The following is a 24,383-nucleotide window of genomic DNA, read 5'->3' on the forward strand; positions in this document are numbered from 1 at the left end:
CGCCTTTTGAATTGCAAAATGATTTTTCAGTTGCTATACTGGGCTTATCAAAGTTTTTTCGGGAGGACGCTGCAATGACCGCACATACAATGCAAATCGGGAACAGACCTTGCCGCATTTACGGCGAAGCCCATGCAGAATACCTACTGCTCCAAATGACAGGCGAACATGAGTTGCAGAGCATAGACAACGAAGTGGTTGCTATCGCACAAAGCGGCCAGAACTTTCTGTTTGCGGCCATCCCGGTGGAAAGCTGGAACGATGCACTTTCCCCGTGGGAAGCCCCTGCTGTGTGGGGAAAACAAGGATTTGGGGGCAAAGCTGCGGAAACCCTGTGCTTTCTGACGGAGCAGGTCATTCCCACACTGAAGCAACAGTTTCCTCTCCCGGAAAACGTCAAAATCATTCTGGGCGGCTACTCGCTGGCCGGGTTGTTTGCATTGTGGGCATCCACCCAGACTGATCTGTTCTATGGTATCGCTGCCGCCTCGCCCTCGGTGTGGTTTCCGGGCTGGATGGAGTTTGAACAGCAGCACCCGATACAGGCGCAGCGCGTTTATCTGAGCCTTGGCAACAAGGAAGAGCATACGAAAAACGCTGTCATGGCTGCGGTAGGTGATAACATCCGCACCCTGCACAGCCGGCTTATAGAGCGTGGCGCAGACTGCACCCTTGAGTGGAACAGCGGCGGGCATTTCAAAAACGCTGATTTGCGTACCGCAAGAGCATTTCAGTGGGTGATGGAGGAAAGCCGATGAATATTTTGATTGATGCCGACGGCTGCCCGGTTGTCGATCTGACGTTGCAGATTGCAAAGCAATTCAGTGTTCCAGTCATCATCCTGTGCGACACCGCCCACCAAATCGAGCGGGAAGGTGCACAGACGCTGGTGTTCGATAAAGGGGCAGACAGCGTAGATTTTGCTCTCGTCAACCGGGTAAAACCGGGGGATGTGGTCGTGACACAGGACTACGGGCTGGCGAGTATGTGCCTTGCCAAGCGCGCACGGGTGCTGAATCAGAACGGTTTGGAATACACCGCCGACAACATGGAAGCTCTCATGCTGCGGCGTTATGAAAACAAAAAGCTCCTCCGTGCCGGAAAGCACCCCAAGGGGAGCCCAAAGCGGACGAAGGAGCAGGATGAAGCATTTGTCGCCACACTGACAGATATTTTAGCGAGCATCTGATTTTCTGAACGGAACACCGGCGAATTTTTTTCGCGTCACATTCTCTGTAAGTGAAACCCGTCAGAACAAAACACCTCTCCACTGCATGAAATCATTGAGATACCGCTGCTTTATCCTCTGGCCACGATCTTCTGAGCGCCGCATAGGAAATAAGGAAGTTTGCAAGCCAACCTGCCGGGACTGCAAGCCAAACAAAAGCAATGCCAAAACGCGGTGCACAAATCAAAGCAACAGACAAGCGGATTGCAAGGTTTACCATATTTGCAATAAGAAACGGCCGCATGATTCCAAGTCCGCGAAGAACGCCATCAGTTGCCATCTTGATGCCCATGAAGATGAAAAAGTAACCAAGCCATCTCATATAATCACCGGACACCTGATAGGCCAACGCGGTTCCGTCTTTTCCCAAGAACAACGAGGAAATCTGTGTGTGCAGTGTTTCAATGACCACGAAAGCAAGAACTGCAAAGCATAGATCCAACACCAGTGCAGCATGATACCCTTTTTTGATACGCTCAATTTTCTTTGCGCCAAGATTCTGGGATACAAACGGCGAAACTGCATTGCCGATGGATACGAAGATCAGCGAAAAAACATTTTCTACCCGCATCGTTGCCGCATACCCGGCAAGTGCCTGTGTGCCGAAGGGATTTACCACTGCCTGCACGATCATCATACCGATAGACACTGTGGACTGCTGCAAAACCGATGGTACCGCAATGCGAAGCATGGAATACAGCTCCTGCCGGTCGAACCTGCTAAAGGAGCTCTTGTATTGCCGCATCCGAGACAGAAAGATCAAAAACGAAAACACGGCAGAAATTCCTTGTGCGATCAAGGTCGCAAGGGCTGCACCAAACACCCCCAGACCAAGACCGGCCACCATCCAGAGATCCATAAAAATATTCAGGATAGATGAGAATATCAGCAGTCCCAACGGAATTTTGGATTCACCGATGGAAGTGAACATGGTGGAAAGAATGTTGTACATGAATAGAAATGGGAAACCCACAAAGTAGACACGCAGATACAATACTGCTTCTTCCAATATATCGGCAGGGGTCTGTAATCCGCTCATCATGAAATGGGAAAAGCAAAAGCCAAAGACACCAAGGACAACGCTTAAGATCAAAAAGCTGATCAGGGACGTTGACACAATGGTTTTCATTTTACCATAATTTTTTGCACCAAAATAGCGGCTTACAAGCACACCTGCGCCCACACCAGCACCAAGCGCCACACAAATAAAAACATTGGTCAGTGCAGCACAAGCACCAACAGCCGCAAGTGCCGAGGAGCCAACAAATTGACCAACTATTATGGAATCGGCCATATTGTATACTTGTTGAAAAAAGCTACCAAGGATCATCGGCATCGCAAAAACAGTCAGCGCTTTAAGGGGTGGATCTGTGATCAAATATTCATCTTTCGACATGATTATATTCCTTCCAAAAATCGTTTATCGCAAATTTTATCGCAAGTTAAGAAATTCGTGCAACATTCAAACGGCATCTTTGCGATATGCAATTCACCGCTGTTGCATTAAAAAGTTGAATTGCTATAGTATTGGAATCTATCCAATATAAGTATATTCCCCTCTGTCTCAAAATGCAATCTGCGACTTCTGGCGGAGATGGTGGATATTCTCCCGCGGGCTAAGCAACAGCCCGCAGGGCTGGTTGCTTGCGGCCTGCGGGCCGCCGCCCTGTTCTCATCCTCACCATCTAGCCGCAAAAAAGGCACCAGCCTGAGCTGATGCCTTTTGTTGGCGGAGATGGTGGGATTCGAACCCACGTGCCCGATTAAGGACAAAACGATTTCGAGTCGTTCTCGTTACGACCGCTTCGATACATCTCCATATATTAGCCTTTACAGTATAGCAAAAAAGCGGTTTTCCGTCAACACTTTTCTCCCGTTACGGCACGGCTGCAAGCCATACGCAGCCGGGCCGTTTTGCGTTTTTGGGGCAGAAAGCGCGGTTTCTTTGCAAAAAAGGCTGTTCTTTTGGGCGGGAGCCGAGTATAATAGGAACGATATTTTTCAAATTTGAAGTACAGAGGAGAGCATTCCAATGGCACAGGCAAAACAAGATATGGGCACCGGCAACATCAAAAAGCTGATGCTGCAGCTCATGATCCCCGCCGTGGTAGCGCAGGTCGTGAACCTGTTGTATAACATCGTGGACCGCATTTACATCGGCCACATTGCGGGCATTGGCGCGGCAGCGCTGACCGGCGTGGGGCTGTTCACACCCATTCTGATGCTGCTGAACGCTTTTGCCATGCTGGTGGGCGCGGGCGGCGCGCCGCGCACCGCCATTGCTCTGGGGCAGGGCGACAAGAAACAGGCAGAAAAGATCATCTCCAACAGCTTTACCATGCTGCTGCTCTTTTCGGTGGTGCTGACCATTGGCTTCTATGCCGGGGCACCGGTGCTGCTGCGGCTGTTCGGTGCCAGCGATGCCACCCTGCCGTACGCCCTGAGCTACAGCCGCATCTACATTGCAGGCTCGGTGTTCGTGCTGGTGGTGCTGGGCATGAACCCTTTTATCACCACGCAGGGCTTTGCCAAGACCAGTATGCTTACCACCGTGATCGGCGCGGTGATCAACATTATCCTCGACCCCATCCTGATCTTCGGGTTCGGGCTGGGCGTGCGGGGCGCAGCCATTGCCACGGTGCTCAGTCAGGCCGTGGGCGCGGCATGGATCATCCGCTTTCTCACCGGCAAAAAGACCATCCTGCGCCTGCGCAGAGACTACCTGCGCCCGGAAAAGCAGATCATTCTGCCGGTGCTGGCGCTGGGCATCTCCTCGTTTGTGATGCTCTCCACCGAAAGCCTGCTTTCCATCAGCTTCAGCTCCAGTCTGGCGCGGTACGGCGGCGATGTGGCTGTGGGTGCCATGACCGTCATCACCAGCGCATCCCAGCTGTGCACGCTGCCCATTCAGGGCATCTGTCAGGGCGGACAGCCGGTGATGAGCTTCAACTTCGGCGCAGGCAAGAAGGCCCGCGTCAAGGAAGCCTTCCGTTTTCAGCTGACGCTGTGCGGGTCCTACACCTGCTTGTTCTGGCTGTTGATGATGCTGTTTCCCGGCGCGGTGGCGGGCATTTTCACCTCGGACACCGCACTGATCCAGTACACCACGTGGGCCATGCGCATTTACATGGCGGGCATTTTTGCCATGGGCTTCCAGATCGCCTGCCAGCAAAGCTTTATGGCGCTGGGGCAGGCTAAGGTCAGCCTGCTGCTGGCCTGCCTGCGCAAGATCATTCTGTTGATCCCCCTCATCTTCATTCTGCCGCATGTTCTGCCGGATGCAGTGTTCGGCGTGTTTCTGGCCGAGCCGGTCAGCGACATTCTGGCCGCCACCATCACCACCATCACCTTCTTTGCCCGGTTCGATAAGATCCTCGACCGCGGTGCAGCAAGAATCTGACAAAGAGCTTTTTCTGCACAGTTATCAACCCCATCAAAATCCTTTTAGCTTGTATCTGATATCAGCCCACCTATCATAAACCTTGCATCATTCTGTAACACTATGTAATCTTTTGTTTTTTCGCAATTATCCAGCTGACGAAACATGTTCCATGTGATATACTATTTTCAAGTAATTCGCATTTACATCAAAAGGGAGGCTCCGATATCATGGCCCTGCAAAACTATGCAATTGAACCCATGAAAACCTTTTGGATGGTCAATATTCCATTCCAAATTATCAGCGGGAATATTCCTGGGAGGAAAATGAAATTCAGGATTTTCTGAATGATCTGGAGGATACCTGTGCCAATCCGAGCACCATTCACTTTTTCGGGCAGATCGTAGTTCACAATGATGAGGACTCCCAAACAAAATTCATTATTGATGGGCAGCAGCGCACAATTACATCCATGATTTTTGTGCACTCTCTTCAGCTTTTGTACGAAAATCTATATTTTACCACTCAATATCATCCTGCATCAAAAAAGGAAGTTCTATTGTCCAATTATGTAGGAGAATACTCTGATGAGGAAAAAAGCCTTCATCTCATCCTTAGTGAAGCGGATAATCCTTACTTTATTCAAACCATAACTGCTAGACAGCCGTCTGATTCCAAAGAAACGAAAAAGTCCTGGGAAAGAATCCGAAAAGCATTCAAGACTATTTATGAATATCTTGATTCGCACTGCCAGGACGCTTCCGATACTTCCAAGAAAATGGATTGCCTTAACCGATACTTCGAGGCCTTCTTCGAGCGGTTCAAAGTCATGTATATTGAGGCCACCAAGCTGGAAGAAGCTTTTATCATTTTTGAAACATTGAATGCTCGCGGAAAAGACCTTGAAACAGCAGATTTACTCAAAAATTTTGTTTTCAGCAAGTCAAAAGATGTGGATGACACTCAGAAAAAATGGAATTCCATTGTAGACAACCTGGATAAAATTGATACAACCAATTATATCCGACATTATTGGAACTCTTCTCATAAATTCATTCGCAAAAACGACTTATACCGGGAAATCGTAAAATTCATCAAGACCCCTGCTGATGTGTCAGCTTTTCTCGATAGTCTTGAAAATTGTTCTCAATTCTACCATGACATTGCATTTCCGGAGGAAAACGTTGATTTTACAGACGATAAATTGATCTCTTGTCTAAAGAATCTCAAAATCCTCAAGGCCAAAACTTTTTACCCGATTTTGCTTGCAATGAAACAGGCGAAAGAATCCTATTCTGAAAAAGACCTCTTGACCGTCGCCGAAACCATTGAAGTCTATGTTTTTCGTAATTTTACAATCTGCGGAAAGGTTGCCAACACCGGTGAACGATTCTTTTCTGAGATCGCTCTCCGGATTTACGGTGATCTAAATTCCGTTACCGCCATCTGTAAAGAAATCCGAAAATCAATTGTCCCAGACGATGAGTTCACTGCTGCTTTCAATACCTGGTCAGGTTCCAACCGTGAAATTATTCGCTATATCCTGAGAAAAATCAACAAACAATTATCTCCAACAGATGAATTGAATCTCAACAACAGCGATGTTCACATCGAACATGTAATGCCAATTGAAAACAGTAAATGGAAAATCCCAGAAGATACTCACAATGAGTATCTTTGGCGGTTGGGAAACCTCACGCTTTTAAGCGGAAAGCTGAATATCCAGATTTCCAATGAGGTTTTTCCAATTAAAGTGTCAGAATATGCCAAATCAAAAATTGACCTTAATAAATCGCTGTGCACCTGCAGCGATGGTACTCCGCGCACAAAATGGATCGTTCCCGATGATATTGATATCCGTCAAAAATATTTTTCGGATTATGCACTCATAATCTGGCACATCCATTAAACAACTTTTCTATTCAATCAATAAAACAACGCGGCCCCCATACATGAAAAGGGAGCCGCGTTGTTTTTTATTCCGGTTTTATTTCCCCGACAGCAGAATGGCCAGCACGGCTTTCTGCACATGCAGGCGGTTCTCGGCTTCGTCAAAGATCTCCGGTGCGTGCTGCTCGAACACCGCCGAGGAGATCTCCTCGCCCCGGTGGGCGGGCAGGCAGTGCAGCACCATGACATCGGGCTTTGCGCTTTCCAGCAGCTTGCTTGTGAGCTGGTAGCCCACAAAATCCCGCAGGCGCTGCTCACTTTCCGGCGTGCCGGGCTTGGCGGTGTTCCACACAGCCGTTGCCACCACGTCGGCATCCTGAATACCCTCGGCAGGGTCTGCGGTCAGGTGGAAGGCGCTGCCGTACTTGTGGGCGAACATCAGCACATCCGCCGCCGGGCGGTAGCTCTGCGGGCAGACGCAGGTGACCTGCATCCCAGCCAGCAGTCCGCCCACGATGAGGCTGTTTGCCATGCTGCTGCCGTCGCCGACAAAGCAGAGCTTCCGGCCCGCAAGGCTGCCCCGGCGCTCCCGAATGGTCATCAGGTCGGCCAGAACCTGGCAGGGATGGGCGTAATCCGTCAGGCCGTTGATCACCGGCACACCGGCCAGCTCGGCAAACTCTTCCAGATCGCTCTGGCGGTAGGTGCGCCACACCACGCAGTCGTAGTAGCGGCCCAGCACCCGGGCGGTGTCCTTGAGGGGCTCGCCGCGCCCGGCCTGCAGCTCGGCGGTGTTCATGTAGTTGCCCAGACCGCCCAGCTGGTACACACCCACCTCAAAGCTGGTGCGGGTGCGGGTGGACGCCTTGGAGAATATCAGGGCAACCGTCTTTCCTGCCAGCAGCGGGGCCGTGCCGCCCAGCTTCTGCTGTGCCTTGAGTTGATCGGCCACATCCAGAATGTGGGTCAGCTCGGCAGGGGAGAGGTCGCTCATTTTCAGCAGATTTTTCATGCCTGCTCCTTCGGAGCCGTCGGCTCCATCTTGCCCAGCACATCGCTCAGGATCTCCAGCGCCATGTCCACATCGTGCTCGCTGAGGGTCAGCGGCGGCAGCAGGCGCAGGCGGGTCTTGGCTGTCAGCACCAGCAGGCCCGCTTCGCGGCAGGCGGCCAGCACATCTGCGGCCTTGAGGTCGTAGAACTCGATGCCCACCATCAGGCCGATGCCGGAAATGCTCTTGACATGGGGCAGCTTTGCGATGCCTGCGCGCAGCTGGACGGCACGCTCGTTGACATTGGCAAGGAAGCTCTGGTCCATGCGGTCCACTACCACGTTGGCACCGGCGCAGACCACCGGGTTGCCGCCGAAGGTGGAGCCATGGGTGCCGGGGCCCATGCCCTCGGCCACCTTTTCGTTCATCAGCACTGCGCCGATGGGCAGGCCGCCGCCCAGACCCTTGGCCAGCGTGACCACGTCCGGCTTGAGGTTGTAGTGCTCGCAGCACAGGAAGGTGCCGGTGCGGCCCACGCCGGTCTGCACCTCGTCCACGATGAGCACAAGGTCTTTTTCGTCGCAGAGCTTGCGCACGGCCTGCACGTAGTCCGGGTCCAGCGCCATCACGCCGCCCTCTCCCTGAATGAGTTCCAGCATCACGGCGCAGGTGGTGCGGTCCACCAGCTCCTGCAGTGCTTCGATATCGCCTGCCGGAGCATACAGGAAGCCCTCGTTGAAGGGGCCGAAGTAGTTGTGGAACACCTCCTGACCGGTGGCGGTCAGGGTGGCGATGGTGCGGCCATGGAAGCTGTTCACCAGCGTGATGACCGTGGTGCGGTCCTTGCGGTAGTGGTCCACGCTGTACTTGCGCGCGGCCTTAATGGCACCCTCGTTGGCCTCGGCACCGGAGTTGCCAAAGAACACCTTGCTCATGCCGGTGCGCTTGCACAGCTTTTTGGCCAGCTTGCCGCAGGGCGCGGTGTAGTAAAGGTTAGAGGTATGCTGCAGCTTGTGGGCCTGCTCGGAAACGGCCTCGGCCCAGTCCAGATCACAGTAGCCAAGGCTGTTCACGCCAATGCCGCTGGTAAAATCCAGATACTGCTGGCCCTCTGGGCCTGCGGCGCGCAGGCCGTGGCCTTTTTCCAGCACGATGGGGTTACGGTTATAGGTGTGCAGGACGTATTCGTTGTCCCGCTTGATGACTTTTTCAGAATCCATAGGTGTACCCTCCTGTGAACAGAAACTGTGAACAGAAAACCCTCTCAGGCGCTTTCGCGCCAGAAAATGCTGGCAAAGGCTTGAGAGGGTCATTTTTCTTATTATACCGCCTGCACGGCACCGGCGCAATGCTTATTCGCGGTGGCTGCGGCGGTAAAAGCGGGTGCCGGAGCCGCGGTTGGAGAACAGCTCCAGCAGGATGGAGTGGGGCACGCGGCCATCGATGATGACCGCCTCGTGCACGCCCTGATAGATGGCATCGGCCATGCCGCCGATCTTGGGGATCATGCCGCCCGCAATGATGCCGGCGGACTTATAGCCCTCGATCTCGGACACCTCCACCTCGGGGATGAGGGTGCTCTCGTCGTCCTTATCCCGCAGCAGGCCCGCGATATCGGTCATGGATACCAGCTTCTCCGCTTTCAGCGCAATCGCGATCTGCGCAGCGGCGGTGTCGGCGTTCACGTTGTAGGCCTGACCCAGATCGTCCATGCCCACCGTGGCGATCACGGGGATGAAGCCGCCATCCAGCAGGCTTGCGATCAGGGTAGCGTCCACATGCACGATCTCGCCCACATGGCCCAGCTGGGGGTCCAGCTCGGTGCAGCGCAGCATCTGACCGTCCATGCCGCACAGGCCCACGCCGCGGCCGCGCAGCTTTGCCACCAGATCCTTGTTCACCTTACCGGCCAGCACCTGCTGCACGATCTCCATGGTGGCATCGTCAGTCACCCGCAGACCGTTTGCGAAATGGCTCTCCACACCCACCTTTTTCAGCATCTCGTTGATAGCCGGGCCGCCGCCGTGCACCAGCACCACGCGCACACCCAGCAGGGTAAGGGTGACCAAATCGTTCATGACGGCATTTTTCAGTTCTTCGTTGATCATGGCATTGCCGCCGTACTTTACCACCATGGTCTTTCCGTGATACTTCTGGATGTAGGGTGTCGCCTCAGAGAAAAGGCGCGCCATTTCTTCGTTTTTCATAAGATTTCCTCTGAACCCTCTCAGTCAATGCCTTGCGGCATTGCCAGATTCCCCTTTTTGTCGCTCACGCGACATCTTCCCCCGGCGCGGGGGAAGTCTGTCCTCTCAAGGGGGAGCCTTTGCTGGACGGGTCACTTTATTTCATAAAATCAGCTGCTTGTCGTTCGTTTTAAGCTCCCCCTTCGGGGGAGCTGGCGCGCAGCGCCTGAGAGGGTTATCAGGTGCGGTAGTCGCCGTTGATCTTGACGTAATCGTAGGTCAGATCGCAGCCCCATGCCTTTGCGGATGCATCGCCGGTGCCCATGTCCACCTTGACCAGCACATCGTGCTCAGCCAGCACCTTGGCGGCTTCGTCCTCGCTGTAGGGGTGGTAGGCGGCGTTTTCGCACACATACACCTCACCGGCCTTGCTGGAAAGCCACACGCAGACCTTATCAATGGAGAAGTCGCCGGGGGTGTAGCCGATGGCGCACAGGATGCGGCCCCAGTTGGCATCGCGGCCGAACACTGCGGCCTTGAACAGGTTGGAGCACACCACGCTGCGGCTGACGGCACGGGCGGTCTTCAGGTCGGGGGCGTGGGTCACTTCGCAGGTGATGAGGTGGGTGGCACCCTCGCCGTCACCGGCGTGCTCGGCACACATGTGCTCTGCAATGGCGGTGAGCGCGGCAACAAAGGCTTCGTAGTCCGCGTTCTCCTCGCAGATCTCCGGGTTGCCTGCAAGGCCGGAAGCCATGATGATCAAGGTATCGTTGGTGGAAGTGTCCAGATCCACGCTCATCTGGTTGTAGGTGCCGGGCACCACGGTCTTGAGGGCCTTTTCCAGCAGGATGGGCGAGACGGCGGCATCGGTGGTGTAGAAGGCCAGCATGGTTGCCATATTGGGGGCGATCATGCCGCTGCCCTTGCCAATGGCACCCACCGTGCAGGTCTTGCCGCCCAGCTCGAACTGGATGGCGTATTCCTTTTTGTGGGTATCGGTGGTCATGATGGCGGTGGCAGCGTCGGTGCTGCCCTGCTCGTCCGCAGCCAGCTTTGCGGCGGCGGCAGGGATGCCCCGGGCAAAGGGGTCGATGACCATGGGCTGACCGATGACACCGGTGGAAGCGGGCAGAACGTCCTGCGGGTCGATGCCCAGCTCCTTGCCCACCAGCTCACAGCATTCTTCGGCCAGAGCCACGCCGTTGGCGGCGCAGGTGTTGGCGTTACCGCTGTTCACGATGATCGCCTGTGCGTAGCCGTCCTTCAGGTGGGCACGGTCCACCTTGATGGGTGCGCCGCAGACCTTGTTGGTGGTGTACACACCGGCGGCGGCGCAGCGCACGTCCGCCTTGATGAGTGCCAGATCGTATTTTTCTGCATGGTTTGCGCGGATGCCGCAGTGCACGCCAGCCGCTGCAAAGCCCTTGGGCGCGCAGATGCCGCCCGCAACTTCTTGATACTGCATAATGATCTTCCTTTCCCACAAAGAAATACTTCTCACTCGAACGGGCTAGCCCTCTCAGGCTCACATACGTTCGCCAGCTCCCCCAAAGTGGGAGCCCTTGGCAGTCCACGCAAACTTCATCTTTTTGCCAAGGCCTCTCCCTTTGGGAGAGGTGGATTTGCGAAGCAAAGACGGAGAGGGCGAGGACGCTGCCCGTGTACGAGCCATCTTTATTCCAACCCTTTGGTCTCTTCCAGCCCCAGCATCAGGTTCATGCACTGGACGGCCGCGCCGGAAGAGCCTTTGCCCAGATTATCAAACAGGGAGACCAGCATCATCTGGTCGCCTGCAGCGTTCACGGTCATGTACAGCTCCATGCGGTCGGTACCGGCCATGGCATTGGAGTACAGGCCGTTCTCCGGCAGGGCTTCGTTCAGAGCGTGCACCTTGACGGTGGCAGCATCCTTGTAATATGCCGCAATGCCCTCGGCCACCTGTTCGGCGGTGCTGCCCGCCAGCGTCAGATCCAGCGGCACCAGCACCTGCATGCCGCAGTAGTAATCGCACACCACGGGCACGAACATGGGGGTGTGGGCAAGGCCGCTGATCTTCTGCATTTCCGGCAGGTGCTTATGGGCAAGGCCCAGACCGTAGCTCTTGGGTGCATCCAGCTTGCTGTGCGCCGGGCGATCAGCGCTCTCGTACTCGGCGATCATCTTTTTGCCGCCGCCGGAGTAGCCGGAGATGCCGGTACAGCTGAAGGGATAATCTGCCGGTGCAAGGCCCAGCTCCACCAGCGGGCGGGCAATGCTGATAAAGCCGCTGGCATAGCAGCCGGGCACTGCCACGCGGCAGGAATTTTTGATTTTTTCCTTCTGGCCCGCCAGCTCCGGGAAGCCGTAGTCCCATGCGGCATCGGTGCGGAAGGCGGTGGAGGTGTCCAGCACCTTCACGTCCGGGCGCAGCAGGGGCATGACCTCTTTGGAAGCGGCATCCGGCAGGCAGAGGAAGGCGAGGTCGGCAGAGTTGATGACCTTCGCGCGCTCGTTCACATCCTTGCGGCCCTCTGCGGAAATGGAAAGCAGCTCGATCTCCGGGCGTTGTGCCAGACGGTCGGCAATGCGCAGGCCGGTGGTGCCGGAAGAGCCATCAATAAAAACTTTCACGCTCATGCGTTCTTTTCCTCCCACGCATCCAGCTGTGCGTTTGCCAGTGCGATCTGGTTGTTCACGCTGGCTTCGCTGGGGCCGCCGTAGCTGGTGCGGCCCTCGCAGCACTTGACCAGATCAATGGCATCGTAGATATCGTTCTCGAACAGAGCGCTGTAGCCCTTGAACTCGTCGAGGGTCAGCTCTTCAAGGGTCTTGTCCTTTGCGATGCAGTCGGACACCATGCAGCCGGTCAGCTTGTAGGCATCGCGGAAGGGCATCCCCTTCTTGGTGAGGTAGTCGGCGCAGTCGGTGGCGTTGATAAAGCCCTTGGCGGCGGCGCGGCGCATGTTGGCCGGAATGGTCTTCATGGTGTCCAGCATGGGAGTGACCGTCTTCAGGCACAGCTCCAGCGTATCCACTGCGTCGAAGATGGCTTCCTTATCTTCCTGCATGTCCTTGTTGTAGGCGAGGGGAATGCCCTTCATCATCACCAGCAGGGTGTTCAGGTCGCCGTAGACGCGGCCGGTCTTGCCGCGGATCAGCTCAGTAACATCCGGGTTCTTCTTCTGCGGCATGATGGAAGAGCCGGTGGTAAAGGCATCGTCCAGCTCAATGAACTTGAACTCCCAGCTGCACCAGAGGATGATCTCCTCGGAAAGCCGGGACAGGTGCATCATGCAGATGGAGATGGCGTTTGCCAGCTCGATGCAGAAATCGCGGTCGGACACGCCGTCCAGACTGTTGGCGCAGGGAGCCGCAAAGCCCAGCTTTTCGGCGGTGAACTGGCGGTCCAGCGGGTAGGTGGTGCCAGCCAGCGCGCCGCTGCCCAGCGGGCACTGTGCGTCCATGCGGGCGGTGGCATCCTCAAAGCGCTGCAGGTCGCGCAGCAGCATGGATGCATATGCCATCAGGGCGTGGCCAAAGGTGATGGGCTGGGCACGCTGCAGATGGGTGTAGCCGGGCATGACGGCGGTGGTGTTCTCACCGGCCTTTTTGCAGATGACCTTGATGAGCTCCACAATGTAGGCCTGCAGGGTGTGGCTGTAGTCCCGCAGGGTCAGGCGGATATCCAGCGCCACCTGATCGTTGCGGCTGCGGCCGGTGTGCAGCCGCTTGCCGGCATCGCCGATGCGGGCGGTGAGGGTCTGCTCCACAAAGGTGTGCACATCCTCGGCATTGGGGTCGATCTCCAGCCTGCCGGCTGCCAGATCGTCGGCGATGGAAGCCAGACCGTTGAGGATGTCCTCACAATCCTTTTCCGAGATGATGCCCTGCTTTGCCAGCATGGCGGCGTGCACGCCGCTGCCGCGCATATCCTGCGCGATCATGCGCTGATCGAAGCGGATGGAGGAGTTAAAGTCGTTCACGCGGGAATCCACGGCCTTGGAAAAACGGCCCTTCCAGAGTTGTTCTGCCATAGTTTTATCCTTTACTTTATGTCCAAACCCTCTCAGTCACGGCTTGCGCCGTGCCAGCTCCCCCGAAAGGGGGAGCTTTTTCAGCTTTTCCGTACCATGCACAAAGCTCGCCCTTCGGGAGAGCTGGCAAAACCGTCAGGTTTTGACTGAGAGGGTTAATTCCTTCTAAAAACGGCAAAGCCGCCGCAGGGGAAAACGCTCCTGCGGCGGTGCCGCCGGCAACGATGCCGGTTGGATGGAACTTCCGTGTGAAAGTGTGAAAACACACGAAAGGGAAGATGTTACAGCTGATTACTTGATCTCCGGCCAGTTCTTGGACAGCTTTGCGCGCTCCTTGATGGACAGGCCGAACAGGTTGATGAAGCCTGTTGCATCAGCCTGATTGTAGTCCTCGTCCTCACCGAAGGAAGCGGTCTGCTCGTCGTACAGGGTGTACGGAGAGGTGACGCCGGCGTTGATCATGTTGCCCTTGTAGAGCTTGAGCTTCACATCGCCGGTGACGGTCTTTTCCAGACTGTCGGCAAAGGCGTCCAGAGCCTCGCGCAGCGGGGTGAACCACTGGCCGTTGTAGACGATATCGGCATACTTCTGGGCCAGCTGAGCCTTGAAGTGAGAGCTCTCCTTATCCAGAGTGATCGTCTCCAGCACATTGATGGCCTTGTACAGGATGGCACCGCCGGGGGTCTCGTACACACCGCGGCTCTTCATGCCCACCAGACGGTTCTCCACGATATCCAGCAGGCCGATGCCGTTCTCGCCGCCCAGCTTGTTCAGGTGCTCCACCAGCTCCACAGCGCCCATCTCCTTGCCGTCCACAGCGGTGGGGATGCCCTTTTCAAAGTGGATGGTCACATAGGTGGGAACATCGGGAGCCTGCTCGGGGCTGACGCCCAGCTCCAGGAAACCGGGCTTGTTGTACTGGGGCTCGTTGGCGGGGCTCTCCAGATCCAGACCCTCGTGGCTCAGGTGCCACAGGTTCTTGTCCTTGGAATAGTTGGTCTCGCGGTTGATCTTCAGGGGGATGTGGTGAGCCTCGGCGTAGTCGATCTCCTCGTCACGGCTCTTGATGTTCCACTCACGCCACGGAGCAATGATGGCCATATCCGGGCACAGGGCCTTGAGAGTCAGCTCAAAACGCACCTGATCGTTGCCCTTACCGGTGCAGCCGTGGCAGATGGCATCTGCGCCTTCCTTGATGGCGATATCCGCCAGAGCCTTTGCGATGCAGGGACGTGCAAAGCTGGTGCCCAGCAGGTAGTCCTCGTACTTTGCGCCGAACTTCAGGGTGGGGAAAATGTAGTTCTCCACAAAGTCCTTCTTCAGGTCCAGCACGTACAGCTTGGAAGCGCCGGTAGCCTTGGCCTTTTCTTCCAGACCATCCAGCTCCGTGCCCTGACCCACGTCACCGGAGACAGCGACGACCTCGCAGTTGTTGTAGTTTTCCTTCAGCCAGGGAATGATGATGGAGGTATCCAGACCGCCGGAGTAAGCCAGCACGACTTTTTTGATGTTTTCCTTTTTCATAGGTGACGCTCCTTTTTCATAAAAATACACTTTTGTTTTCTGATGCGCACTTTCCCTTCGCATCCTCTTCCGTTGCGTTTCGGTTGATGCTTTTATTATACGCCGCGCTGTTTTTTCGTCAATAACAAAACCATACAAACCTTTTTTGCTTCCGGCACCCGTTTTTCGTTCATGTTGCATCTTTATGCGTTATTTGCAGAATATATTCATATTTTATGCATTTACACAGTATATATTCGGGGCACATGCATCCCGCCCGGGGCATGTGCGGACTACAGCACACGGAAAGAATTCACACCGCAAAAACAAAAAGCCCGGGACCCTTTTGTGAGCCGTCTGGCCCTGAAAGAGTCCCGGGTTTCGTTTTCGCTTTATGCGCCGGAAAATGGCCCGCCCGCCGCGCTCCATGCGCGGCACAGCAGTTCCTTCTGGGCCTTGGGCAGCTGCTTGAGGGCATACTCCCGCCGCAGGGCGGCGCGCTTATCCGCGCACAGTTCCAGATAGGCAAAATCCCCGGCCCCTCTGGCACGGGTGTATTTTGCGCCGCGTCCGCTCTGGTGTGCGCGCAGGCGGGCGGCAGGGTCGGTGGTCCAGCCGGTGTACAGCGTACCGCCGGTACACCGCACCATATACACAAAGGCGGGCTTTGGCCGGGCGCACGGCTCAGATGCGGCCATTGTTCTTTAACACCTGACGGCAGGCGGCAAGGGCAGTTTCCTTATCCTTGGCGGTGATGAGGAAGCGGCTGGCGTGGCAGAAGCTGATGCCCGGGATGCCGCTCTTCTGCTCAATGACCTCCTGCGGCTGGCCGGCCCAGCTCTGGGGGAAGGGCAGCTTGGGGCGCTTGGTCTTGTGGTCGGTGACGCACTGGGCGCTCCAGCCGCCGCGCTGGCTGGGGTAGATCACGAACAACGCGTCCGTCTTGTACAGGCCGTTCTTCCACGGCAGATAGCAGGGCAGCACCACGATGCCGTCCCGGGAGTTTTTGTAAGCCTGCTGCACCTTTTCGTCGGCGCGGTTCACGGCGTTGGCGCTGGCGATCTGATTTTCCAAGATCTGCTTTGCCACGGCCACCGCCTTGAAAAAGCAGGTGTCCTGATCCTCTTTGGAGTCCCACACCGGGTTAAAAAAGCCAATGGCATCGCACAGGCTGTTCTGCTCGCCGGTGTTATCGTTGAGGTCCAGCGGCTGGATGAAGTTCTCGTCAATAAGCCGGGCCTGACGCTCACCCACAAGGCCGGGGCCGAGCACCCGCCACAGCAGGCCGAGGGCCGCATAGGGCACGCCATTGGGGCGGTACTCCCGGGGCTCCTGATGGTGGTCGAACATACCAAAGCCCACATCGTACACGATGCCGTCAAAATCATCCGGCACCACAAAGCCGCGGGTGATCTTGATGTCCGGGCGCAAAATTTGCAGCAGGGCAGTGGCAAACACATCGTCGGCGTGGAACTTGCCGGCGTGGGTAAAGCCGTTTGCAGGAATTTTCATAGATGTACCTCGTTCCCAATAAAATGTCTGGCAACAGTATAGCACACTTTGCAGAAAGGGACAACGAAAAGCCCCGGAACGGGCACGCCATTCCGGGGCTTTTTGAGCGTATTCTTACTTTTTCTTTGTGGTGCGTGCCTTTTTAGCGGCAGGAGCGGCGGGCTTTTCCGCCGGGGTGGTCTCCGGCTCGCCCAGAGCCAGAATGCTGCTCAGTTCCTTCTGAGCTGCGGCATTCGTGGCATCGGTGGTAGCCAGCACGTCGGCGTAGAACTGCTCCATGCCCTCGCGGGTGGAGAAGGTGGCAACGTACATCTGGTTGCCCATGGCGCCGCTCAGCGCGTCCGGCATGCGGTCCACCATGCGCATGTTCTGCTGGTACTTCTGCATGATCTGCTCGTGGCTGTACACAAAGTGCTTGCCGTCGCGGCGGCCTGCAAACGGGCAGTAGAAGTGCTCGCCCACCGGCATATCGGTGCCGCCAAAGGCGATCATGTCCGCCCAGATCTTATACACGTTGGTGGAGCGGGCAAAGTTGATCATATCCGGGGTGAAGCCGCCGCAGGGGCGCATGTTGACCTCCAGCGCCACGATCTGGCCCTTTTTGCCCATGCTGGCCTGATTCTCGGTCATGCGGAAGAATTCAAAGTGGATGAAGCGGCTCTTCACGCCAAAGCTCTTGACGGCGGCACGGCCTGCAGCGCGGGTGTCCTCGGGCAGGTCCTTGATGATGTAGTAGATGGAGTTGTCGTTGTCGTTGACGATATCCATGATGGACATGGGGCTGACGTTGCCGGCCTCAAAGATGGGGTTGCCGTTGGCATCGATGATGGCATCGTAGCTGTTCACCTCGGCCCGGACGAACTCCTCCATGATGTACTCCACATCCGGGTGATGGGCCGTCTTCTGCACGAGGAACTTTTTCAGATCCTCGTCGCTGGACAGCTTGTGGGTATCGGATGCGCCCACGCCGTTATCCGGCTTTACCACCACCGGGTAGCCCACCTCGTCGATGAACTTCCGGCAGCCCTCGTAATCGTCCACCATGTGGTAGCGTGCGGTGGCGATGCCGGCCTTCTGGTAATACTCCTTCATCTTGCTCTTGTACTTGATGCGGGGCATATCGGAGGTCTGGAAGCCGGAGGTGATGTGGAAATCGGTGCGCAGGGCTGCGTCCCTCTCCAGCCAGTATTCATTGTTGGACTCCAGCCAGTCGATGCGGCCATACTTGAAGGCAAAGAAGGCCACGGCGCGGTAGACCTCGTCGTAGTTTTCCAGACTGCCCACCTTGTAGTACTCGTTCAGGCTGTCCTTCAGCTCCGGCTTCAGCTCATCGTAGGGCTGGTCGCCGATGCCCAGCACATTCATGCCGTTGTTTTTCAGCTCACGGCAGAACTGCCAGTAGTTGGTGGGGAAGTTGGGCGAAATAAAAATGAAATTCTGCATGGTTTTATGATTCCTCTTTCCTCTATAAACCTCTATAAAGGCGGCCTCGCCCTCTCCGTCCGCTCGCAAAGCTCGCGTCCACCTCGTTCCCCTTTCTGTCGCTTGCGCGACATCTTCCCCCGACCGGGGGAAATCTGTCAAAGGGAGAGGCCTTGGCAGTACGGCAAGGCCTTTTGGTTTTGCCAAAGGCTCCCCCTTTGGGGGAGCTGTCACCGAAGGTGACTGAGAGGGCGAGCCATTTTACTCGCCCAGAATATACGGCATGTAATATGCAGTCTGCTTATACCACCAGTTCCAGTCGTGGTTCACATCGTGGCCCCACAGGTCTACCCAGATGGGGATGTTCTTGGCCTCGAAGATGCGCTTGAGGAACCATGTGGTGTCCGGCTGCTCCCAGTCGCCCTGACCGCAGCAGATGACCGCCTTCTGGCTGCGGAACAGCTGCATGTAGGGGTGATCCTCCGGGAAGTTCTTCATGTAGTCCACGGGCGAGTTCATGTACACCAGCTCGTCCATATAATTGCCGAAGCCATAGTGGGCCGTGTAGATGCCGCTGAGGGCCAGACAGCCGCAGAACACATCCGGGCGGCGCAGGTACAGGTTGACCGCATGGGTAGCGCCCAGACTGCAGCCAAAGGCAATGACACCGGGCAGGTCGTCCCAGCCGTTGCGCTCCTTGGCCTGATACTGGATCTTGGGCACAGCCTCCTCCACAATATAGCGCAGCCACTGCTCATAACGGCGGATGCGCCAATAGGGGTCGCCCTGCGTGTCGGACCAGGTCTCCTTGTCCATGGTATCAATGGAGATCACCATGATCTTACCAGCATCGATCCATGGGGCAAGGGTGTCGGCCATGTGGAAGTTCTCAAAATCGAAGAAGCGGCCATCCTGACAGGGGATGTACAGCATCGGGCGGCCTGCGTGGCCGTAAATTTTGCACTCCATGTCGCGGCCCAGCGCCGGGCTGTAGTCCTTAAAATACTGCATTTCCATGGTGTTTCCTCCTTTTAGGGTTTACTCCTCCACCTCATACATCAGGGTGTGGAACATAAAGGGCAGCTGTTTTTCCCAACTGGCTTCGCTGTGGGTGCCGCCGGGCACGATGCGGCTGGTAAGGTGGATGCCCCGGGTCATGACCTTTGCGCACATCTCTGCAAAGCCGCAGCGCATCCCGTCGTGGTTGCCCATCTCGCGGGAGCCGTAGTCCATGTACAGCACGGTGCCCGGCTCCAGCTTTGCGCGGCCCACAAGGCCGGAAAGCTTTTCCGGCGACACCCAGATAGACGGTGACAGCGCCGCCGCACGGCTGAAAGTGTCGTTGTACTGCAAAAGGGCGTACAGGCTCATCAGGCCGCCCATACTGCTGCCGCCGATGAAGGTGTGCTCCCGGTCGGGCAGGGTGCGGAAGTTGCGGTCGATGAAGGGTTTGAACCGGTGGATATACCAGCTCATGGTGGCCTGACCCGTGCCGTCGAAGTGGCCGAACTGCGGGTCGTCGAACCGGTAGGGCGAATACTCCACCAGCCGTTCGTTGTTGGCTCCGGCGTTGCACTCCACCGCCGCCACGATCAGCGGGGTGTCGGTGTAGTCCAGATAATCGGCCACGCCCCAGCTTTTGCCAAAGGTGGCATCCTCGTCAAAAAAGACGTTCTGGCCGTCGAACATATACAGCACCGGATACCGGCGGTCGGGGTCAGCTTCATACATCGTGGGCAGATAAACATATACTCTGCGCTGCTCGGTGCCGTTGACGGCAGGGTAGCTCACGCTCCATTTTTTGACCATGGGTCCATTCCTCTCAATCTTTCCCGCACGCCTGCCGCAATGCAGGCCGCTGTTCTGTTTTCAGTTTAGCACTGCAGGGCACAGAAAGCAATTGCGCCGGGAAATTTTGGAGGTTTGACGGAGAGGGCGAGGACGTTATCCTAATATACGGCAAACGCCGCCGAGCGGAGGCCTGGCGGCGTTTGCTGCTATTCTGAATAAAAAGGTTCTCTCCGGAGAATCGGGATCAATTCTTTTTCTCAACAGGCACGATCCAGCCCTTGGTATCGGGGATCTTGCCCCACTGCATACCGGTCATGGTGTCGTACAGCTTCTGGGTGACAGGGCCGATCTTGCCGTCGCCGATGTAGGCGTGCTCGCCCTTCCAGACCAGCTCCTTGACGGGGGAGACGACAGCGGCGGTACCGGTGCCGAACACCTCTTCCAGCTTGCCTTCGCGGGCAGCAGCCATGATGTCGGCAATGGCGATCTTGCCCTCGACGACCTCATAGCCCCAGTCCTTCAGCAGCTCGATGCAGCTGCGGCGGGTAACACCGGGCAGAACGGTGCCGACGGTAGCAGCGGTGTACACCTTGCCGTCGATCTTGAACATGATGTTCATGCTGCCAACTTCCTCGACGTACTTCTTCTCCACGCCGTCCAGCCACAGCACCTGTGCGTAGCCCTGCTCCTCGGCCAGCTCGCCGGCCTTGATGGAAGCAGCGTAGTTGCCGCCGCACTTGGTGAAGCCGGTCAGGCCGGGAGCGGCACGGATGTACTCGTCTTCCACGTAGATGCGGACGGGGTTGATGCCCTCGGCATAGTAAGCGCCCGAGGGAGCGCAGATGATGCAGAAAATGTAGTGCTTGGAAGCGTGCACGCCCAGACCCACGTCGTTTGCGAACACGAAGGGACGGATATACAGGGAAGCACCGTCGGAATGGGGCACCCAGTCACGGTCCACATCCACCAGAGTTTCAACCGCCTGAATGTAGTCCTCCACAGGGATCTTGGGGATGCACAGACGGTCGGCGGAGTCCTGGAAACGCTTTGCGTTGCAGTCCGGGCGGAACAGCTGGATGGTATCATCGGCCGTGCGGTATGCCTTCATGCCCTCAAAGATCTCCTGAGCGTAGTGGAACACGACAGTAGCCGGGTCCAGTTCAAAGGGGCCGTAGGGGACAATGCGGGCATCGTGCCAGCCTTCGCCCTCGGTGTAATCCATCACGAACATATGGTCGGTGAACTTCTTGCCAAAACCCAGATTGCTCTCGTCAGGCTTTGCCTTCGGAGCAGTGGTACGGGTGATCTTGATATCCAACATGATTTATTTTCCCTCTTTCCTGATCTCGGGCGCAGCGAGTGAAAATGCGCCCGCAAACACCGAATGTTGTTTTCTATTATAATAATATGAATGTGATTTACAAGGAAACGAAAAATCTTTCATCTTTGGACAGGTTAAGTTGCGCTAAATTGCCTGCTTTTCCATGTGCAAACTGCCCAAAATATGATACAATGAGGGCATAAGCCGGATCTTACAGGCTCAGAAAGGAGCTTTTGCACAATGATAAAAGGTGTTATTTTTGATATGGACGGGCTGATGTTCGACACTGAGCGCATCTGGGCCACCCTGTGGAAGCCCGCACTGGCCACACTGGGTCTTCCTTATAAGGAAGGGCTGGACGCTGCCGCGCGCGGCTCGGCAGGCGATTCCATGCGGGCCGTGCTGCGCCGCTTCTACGGCCCGGACTGCGACACCGATGCCATCATGGATGCCCTGCACGCGCAGGCGGAGACGGCCTTTCAGGCACCGCCGCCCAAAAAGCCGGGTCTGGATGAACTGATTGCCTATCTGGAAGCGCAGCACATTCCCATGGTGGTGGCTTCCTCCAGCCGGATGGCATCCATCCTGCGGCACCTCAACAACTGGCACATGACCGATCACTTCAAGGCCCTTATTTCCGGCGAGCAGTTCACCTCGTCAAAGCCCGACCCGGAGATCTTCCTCACCGCGGCCAAGGCGCTGGGCACCACCCCGGCTGAAACGCTGGTGCTGGAGGACAGCTACAACGGCGTGCGGGCCGGTGCGCGGGGCGGCTTTTTCACCGTGATGGTGCCGGACCTTGCCCCCGCCGACGACGAGATGCGCCGTCTGTACACCGCCGAGTGCAAAGACCTGCGCGAGGTGAAAAAGATGCTGGAGGAGGGGAAGCTTCTTTCCGAAGCCTGAAATATACAGTTGGTCTTTTATATTTTCACGCTAAAAAAGCGGAGAACATCCTCAAGGAAGTCTTTGCCCGCCTTATCCAGCAGTCCTCCCGTGTGGAGCTGGGCAAGAAGTTTGAAAGCGGCTTCTATGCCAAGCCCGACACCTCCAGCCCGCAGGCTGTACCCGCCGCAGGCGAACCCACCATCTCCATGACGGCTCTTTTGGAGTTGCTCAAGGATGCCGACCCGGAAATGAAGGCAAAGCTCCGCCTGGCCCTGCTCACCTGATGCAAAAAAGGGCACTGATTGCAATGCAATACAGCGCCCTACATCATCGGACATGGATAACACCGACCGTGCAGAAACCGTGCACTTACTCCCAGACAAACTAAAATCCACTTCATCCGACAACGACTTGACGGCATTGGTTCGAGTGACCGCACACCAAAAATCAAGTCTTGGAGGATACTATTATGACGAAATTGCTTTCCTGCCGCTACAACATGGACACCAACCGGGTGGAAGCCCGGTTCGCAGATGGCTCTGCTGTTGCCATCGACTGCATCGCTGTGGAGGACGAGTACGGAAACACCCCAGCGCAGCGGGCAGAGTTAGACTGGCTGCTCTATAATAAGCCCTTGGAGTACGCACAGATGGTGCTGAGAGGGGAGATGGAGCGTTATCTGTCGCTTGGCTGCGACCACGGCAGGCTGGAGGATTGAACCTTAGAAAACGCGCGGCAAAAATGCTAATCGCGCGGCGCGCGTTTCAGCGCGCGATTTCACTTTTCCGAAATTCAATCGTATTACGGTTTATTTTTGCAAATCCTCACTTTCACGTCGCACCTTCCCACGCATGAAAAATGCGCGCCCGTGCGATTTTTGTTCGCGGTTTGTTCGCGATTAGCCAGATTTATTCGCGCTTTGCTCGCGCGATTACGCGTTTTCAGCGCAATTTCAGCGTAAATCCCGGAAAGTCAGCGTAAATAACCATTTACCATATAAATGATGCCCGCCCAGCTGTGGAAAAGCCACAGTGGGCGGGCATTTTGCTTTTTAATCCAGATATCGGTTCATCAGGCTCAATACGATGCCAAGTCCTGCCGGGAGACTTTTCAGGTCTACCCACTCGGCACGGGTGTGGGCACCGGCACCTTTTACGGTGCCAATGGTATTAGCCAGAACATTGCGCGAGAGAGGAATGTTGGCATCGGTGGAATAGGGACCAAGATCCAGTTCGCCCTCATAATACTGCCGGATGCAGGCGGCGTTTTCTGATGTCCACTTTTTCAGCTCGGTCTTGTCTCCATCGCCGCAGCCCGGGCGAACGCCCAGCACTTCCAGATTGATCTTTTTGCCCTTGGCGCGGAATTCATTCACCACCCGGTTCAGTTCCCCCTTCATGACCTGCAGGCACGCTTCACTGGCAGAGCGGTACTCGTACAGCAGGGTAACTTCCTGTGCAATGGAATTGACTGTGCTGCCGCCCTCAATGCGGCCCACATTGTAGGTGGTGTATTCCTGCTGCGGCGGGGTGATCCGGTACAGCTCGTGAATGATCTCGGCAGCGATCTGAATCGCGTTGTCTTTGCCGAAGTCCAGATAGGAGTGCCCGCCGGGGCACTGCACCTGCATCCGGTAGCGGTGGGAGCCTACGGCGATGCTGGTACACTGGGACATATAACCGTCGAAGGAATAAAACTTCCTGATACGGTCGCCGTAGTTATTGAAGATCTCCTTGCAGCCCTTCAGATTGCCAAGGCCTTCTTCGCAGCTGTTGGCCACGATCATCAGACCGGTGTGCAACCGGTCTTTGTGCTGCACCAGAAAGCGGGTGGCTAGCATCAGGTTCACCAGATTGGCAGTGTCATCGCCGATGCCGGGTGCCCGCAGGATGTCGCCGTCACGGCGCATAGGCAGTTCTTCCGTGTCATTGAACACCACGTCCATGTGAGCCATCATCACGGTGATCTCATCGTACCGATCACAGTTGAACTTGCAGATTACGTTTTGGGCTTCATCGATCCACACCTCGTTGCAGCCCTCGTGCTCGAACCACTTTTTGCAGAACGCAGCGCGCTTTTCCTCGTGGTGGCTGGGGGCCGGGATGCGGCCCAGCGTCATGAGCAGTTCTGCCTGTTCATCCCTGCAGGACGCTATAAACCGATCCAGCTCTTCTTTTTCGATCATACAATTTCCTCCGTTTCACATAGCAGCCGTACCACCGCAAAAAAGGAGCAGAGCTGTGGTTGGTCAGCTCT

General features: G+C 56.1%; 22 protein-coding genes and 1 tRNA gene. 7 read left to right on the forward strand and 16 right to left on the reverse strand.

Annotated features, from left to right (window positions below; genetic code table 11):
* The first annotated feature begins 89 nt into the window (after positions 1-89).
* The gene (locus WMO17_RS01400) at positions 90-758 is read left to right on the forward strand and encodes an alpha/beta hydrolase (protein WP_349137373.1); all 669 of its coding nucleotides are present in this window, start codon (positions 90-92) and stop codon (positions 756-758) included.
* A complete protein-coding gene (locus tag WMO17_RS01405; RefSeq protein WP_349137318.1) occupies positions 755-1,189 on the forward strand; it encodes a YaiI/YqxD family protein in 435 nt (144 codons plus the stop codon). The genes WMO17_RS01400 and WMO17_RS01405 overlap by 4 nt, the downstream gene beginning before the upstream one ends.
* Positions 1,190-1,280: 91 nt before the next feature.
* Here the strand turns inward: WMO17_RS01405 and WMO17_RS01410 are convergent, their stop codons facing one another.
* Both WMO17_RS01410 and WMO17_RS01415 read right to left on the reverse strand, forming a co-directional pair.
* A complete protein-coding gene (locus WMO17_RS01410) occupies positions 1,281-2,624 on the reverse strand; it encodes an MATE family efflux transporter (RefSeq protein ID WP_005939352.1) in 1,344 nt (447 codons plus the stop codon).
* A gap of 331 nt (positions 2,625-2,955) precedes the next feature.
* Positions 2,956-3,046 (reverse strand) — tRNA-Ser (locus tag WMO17_RS01415).
* Between the two features lie 214 nt (positions 3,047-3,260).
* On the opposite strand from WMO17_RS01415, the gene WMO17_RS01420 reads away from it, so the two are divergent.
* Both WMO17_RS01420 and WMO17_RS01425 read left to right on the forward strand, forming a co-directional pair.
* Positions 3,261-4,628: an MATE family efflux transporter gene (locus WMO17_RS01420; protein ID WP_349137319.1), complete on the forward strand. Its 1,368-nt coding sequence runs from the start codon at positions 3,261-3,263 to the stop codon at positions 4,626-4,628.
* A gap of 250 nt (positions 4,629-4,878) precedes the next feature.
* Entirely contained in the window at positions 4,879-6,516 is a 1,638-nt protein-coding gene (locus WMO17_RS01425) for a DUF262 domain-containing protein (protein ID WP_154260148.1), read from the forward strand.
* Positions 6,517-6,594: 78 nt separating this feature from the next.
* Here the strand turns inward: WMO17_RS01425 and argF are convergent, their stop codons facing one another.
* From argF to WMO17_RS01490, 13 genes are all read right to left on the reverse strand, one after another.
* Positions 6,595-7,509: an ornithine carbamoyltransferase gene (gene argF / locus WMO17_RS01430; RefSeq protein WP_349137320.1), complete on the reverse strand. Its 915-nt coding sequence runs from the start codon at positions 7,507-7,509 to the stop codon at positions 6,595-6,597.
* On the reverse strand, positions 7,506-8,708 hold the full coding sequence (locus tag WMO17_RS01435) for an aspartate aminotransferase family protein (protein ID WP_349137321.1): 1,203 nt from the start codon (positions 8,706-8,708) through the stop codon (positions 7,506-7,508). The genes argF and WMO17_RS01435 overlap by 4 nt, the downstream gene beginning before the upstream one ends.
* A 132-nt stretch (positions 8,709-8,840) precedes the next feature.
* Complete coding sequence (gene argB, locus WMO17_RS01440; RefSeq protein ID WP_005938551.1) at positions 8,841-9,695, reverse strand: acetylglutamate kinase; 855 nt, start codon at positions 9,693-9,695, stop codon at positions 8,841-8,843.
* A gap of 217 nt (positions 9,696-9,912) precedes the next feature.
* The gene (gene argJ / locus WMO17_RS01445; protein WP_005938553.1) at positions 9,913-11,142 is read right to left on the reverse strand and encodes a bifunctional glutamate N-acetyltransferase/amino-acid acetyltransferase ArgJ; all 1,230 of its coding nucleotides are present in this window, start codon (positions 11,140-11,142) and stop codon (positions 9,913-9,915) included.
* A gap of 209 nt (positions 11,143-11,351) precedes the next feature.
* A complete protein-coding gene (gene argC / locus WMO17_RS01450; RefSeq protein ID WP_097781099.1) occupies positions 11,352-12,293 on the reverse strand; it encodes an N-acetyl-gamma-glutamyl-phosphate reductase in 942 nt (313 codons plus the stop codon).
* Positions 12,290-13,690, reverse strand: a complete 1,401-nt coding sequence (argH, locus tag WMO17_RS01455; protein WP_154255776.1) for an argininosuccinate lyase — start codon at positions 13,688-13,690, stop codon at positions 12,290-12,292. The genes argC and argH overlap by 4 nt, the downstream gene beginning before the upstream one ends.
* Positions 13,691-13,981: 291 nt before the next feature.
* Positions 13,982-15,214, reverse strand: coding sequence for an argininosuccinate synthase (locus WMO17_RS01460; RefSeq protein ID WP_349137322.1), 1,233 nt, complete (start codon positions 15,212-15,214; stop codon positions 13,982-13,984).
* A gap of 371 nt (positions 15,215-15,585) precedes the next feature.
* Positions 15,586-15,891 carry a GIY-YIG nuclease family protein gene (locus WMO17_RS01465; RefSeq protein WP_207699092.1) on the reverse strand — a complete coding sequence of 102 codons (306 nt, stop codon included), beginning with the start codon at positions 15,889-15,891 and terminating at the stop codon, positions 15,586-15,588.
* On the reverse strand, positions 15,878-16,705 hold the full coding sequence (locus WMO17_RS01470) for an MYG1 family protein (protein WP_349137323.1): 828 nt from the start codon (positions 16,703-16,705) through the stop codon (positions 15,878-15,880). Before WMO17_RS01470 ends, WMO17_RS01465 begins: the two co-directional genes overlap by 14 nt.
* A 114-nt stretch (positions 16,706-16,819) precedes the next feature.
* Positions 16,820-18,148, reverse strand: a complete 1,329-nt coding sequence (locus WMO17_RS01475; RefSeq protein WP_120080493.1) for an ATP-grasp domain-containing protein — start codon at positions 18,146-18,148, stop codon at positions 16,820-16,822.
* A gap of 240 nt (positions 18,149-18,388) precedes the next feature.
* Positions 18,389-19,144: an esterase family protein gene (locus WMO17_RS01480; RefSeq protein ID WP_349137324.1), complete on the reverse strand. Its 756-nt coding sequence runs from the start codon at positions 19,142-19,144 to the stop codon at positions 18,389-18,391.
* A gap of 21 nt (positions 19,145-19,165) precedes the next feature.
* A complete protein-coding gene (locus WMO17_RS01485) occupies positions 19,166-19,936 on the reverse strand; it encodes an alpha/beta hydrolase (RefSeq protein ID WP_097774505.1) in 771 nt (256 codons plus the stop codon).
* A gap of 226 nt (positions 19,937-20,162) precedes the next feature.
* Complete coding sequence (locus tag WMO17_RS01490; protein ID WP_349137325.1) at positions 20,163-21,239, reverse strand: branched-chain amino acid aminotransferase; 1,077 nt, start codon at positions 21,237-21,239, stop codon at positions 20,163-20,165.
* Positions 21,240-21,479: 240 nt separating this feature from the next.
* Between WMO17_RS01490 and WMO17_RS01495 the strand changes: the two genes are divergently transcribed.
* From WMO17_RS01495 to WMO17_RS01505, 3 genes are all read left to right on the forward strand, one after another.
* Positions 21,480-22,145: an HAD family hydrolase gene (locus WMO17_RS01495; RefSeq protein ID WP_349137326.1), complete on the forward strand. Its 666-nt coding sequence runs from the start codon at positions 21,480-21,482 to the stop codon at positions 22,143-22,145.
* 92 nt (positions 22,146-22,237) lie between these two features.
* Positions 22,238-22,411, forward strand: coding sequence for a hypothetical protein (locus WMO17_RS01500; protein WP_243111106.1), 174 nt, complete (start codon positions 22,238-22,240; stop codon positions 22,409-22,411).
* Positions 22,412-22,596: 185 nt separating this feature from the next.
* A complete protein-coding gene (locus WMO17_RS01505; RefSeq protein WP_349137327.1) occupies positions 22,597-22,845 on the forward strand; it encodes a DUF6061 family protein in 249 nt (82 codons plus the stop codon).
* 333 nt (positions 22,846-23,178) lie between these two features.
* On the opposite strand, the gene WMO17_RS01510 is transcribed toward WMO17_RS01505, so the two are convergent.
* Positions 23,179-24,312 (reverse strand): M20/M25/M40 family metallo-hydrolase, encoded by a 1,134-nt coding sequence (locus WMO17_RS01510; RefSeq protein ID WP_349137328.1) that lies wholly within the window; start codon positions 24,310-24,312, stop codon positions 23,179-23,181.
* Between the last annotated feature and the right edge of the window lie 71 nt (positions 24,313-24,383).

Source organism: Faecalibacterium faecis, assembly GCF_040096475.1.
Classification (GTDB): Bacteria; Bacillota; Clostridia; order Oscillospirales; family Ruminococcaceae; genus Faecalibacterium; species Faecalibacterium taiwanense.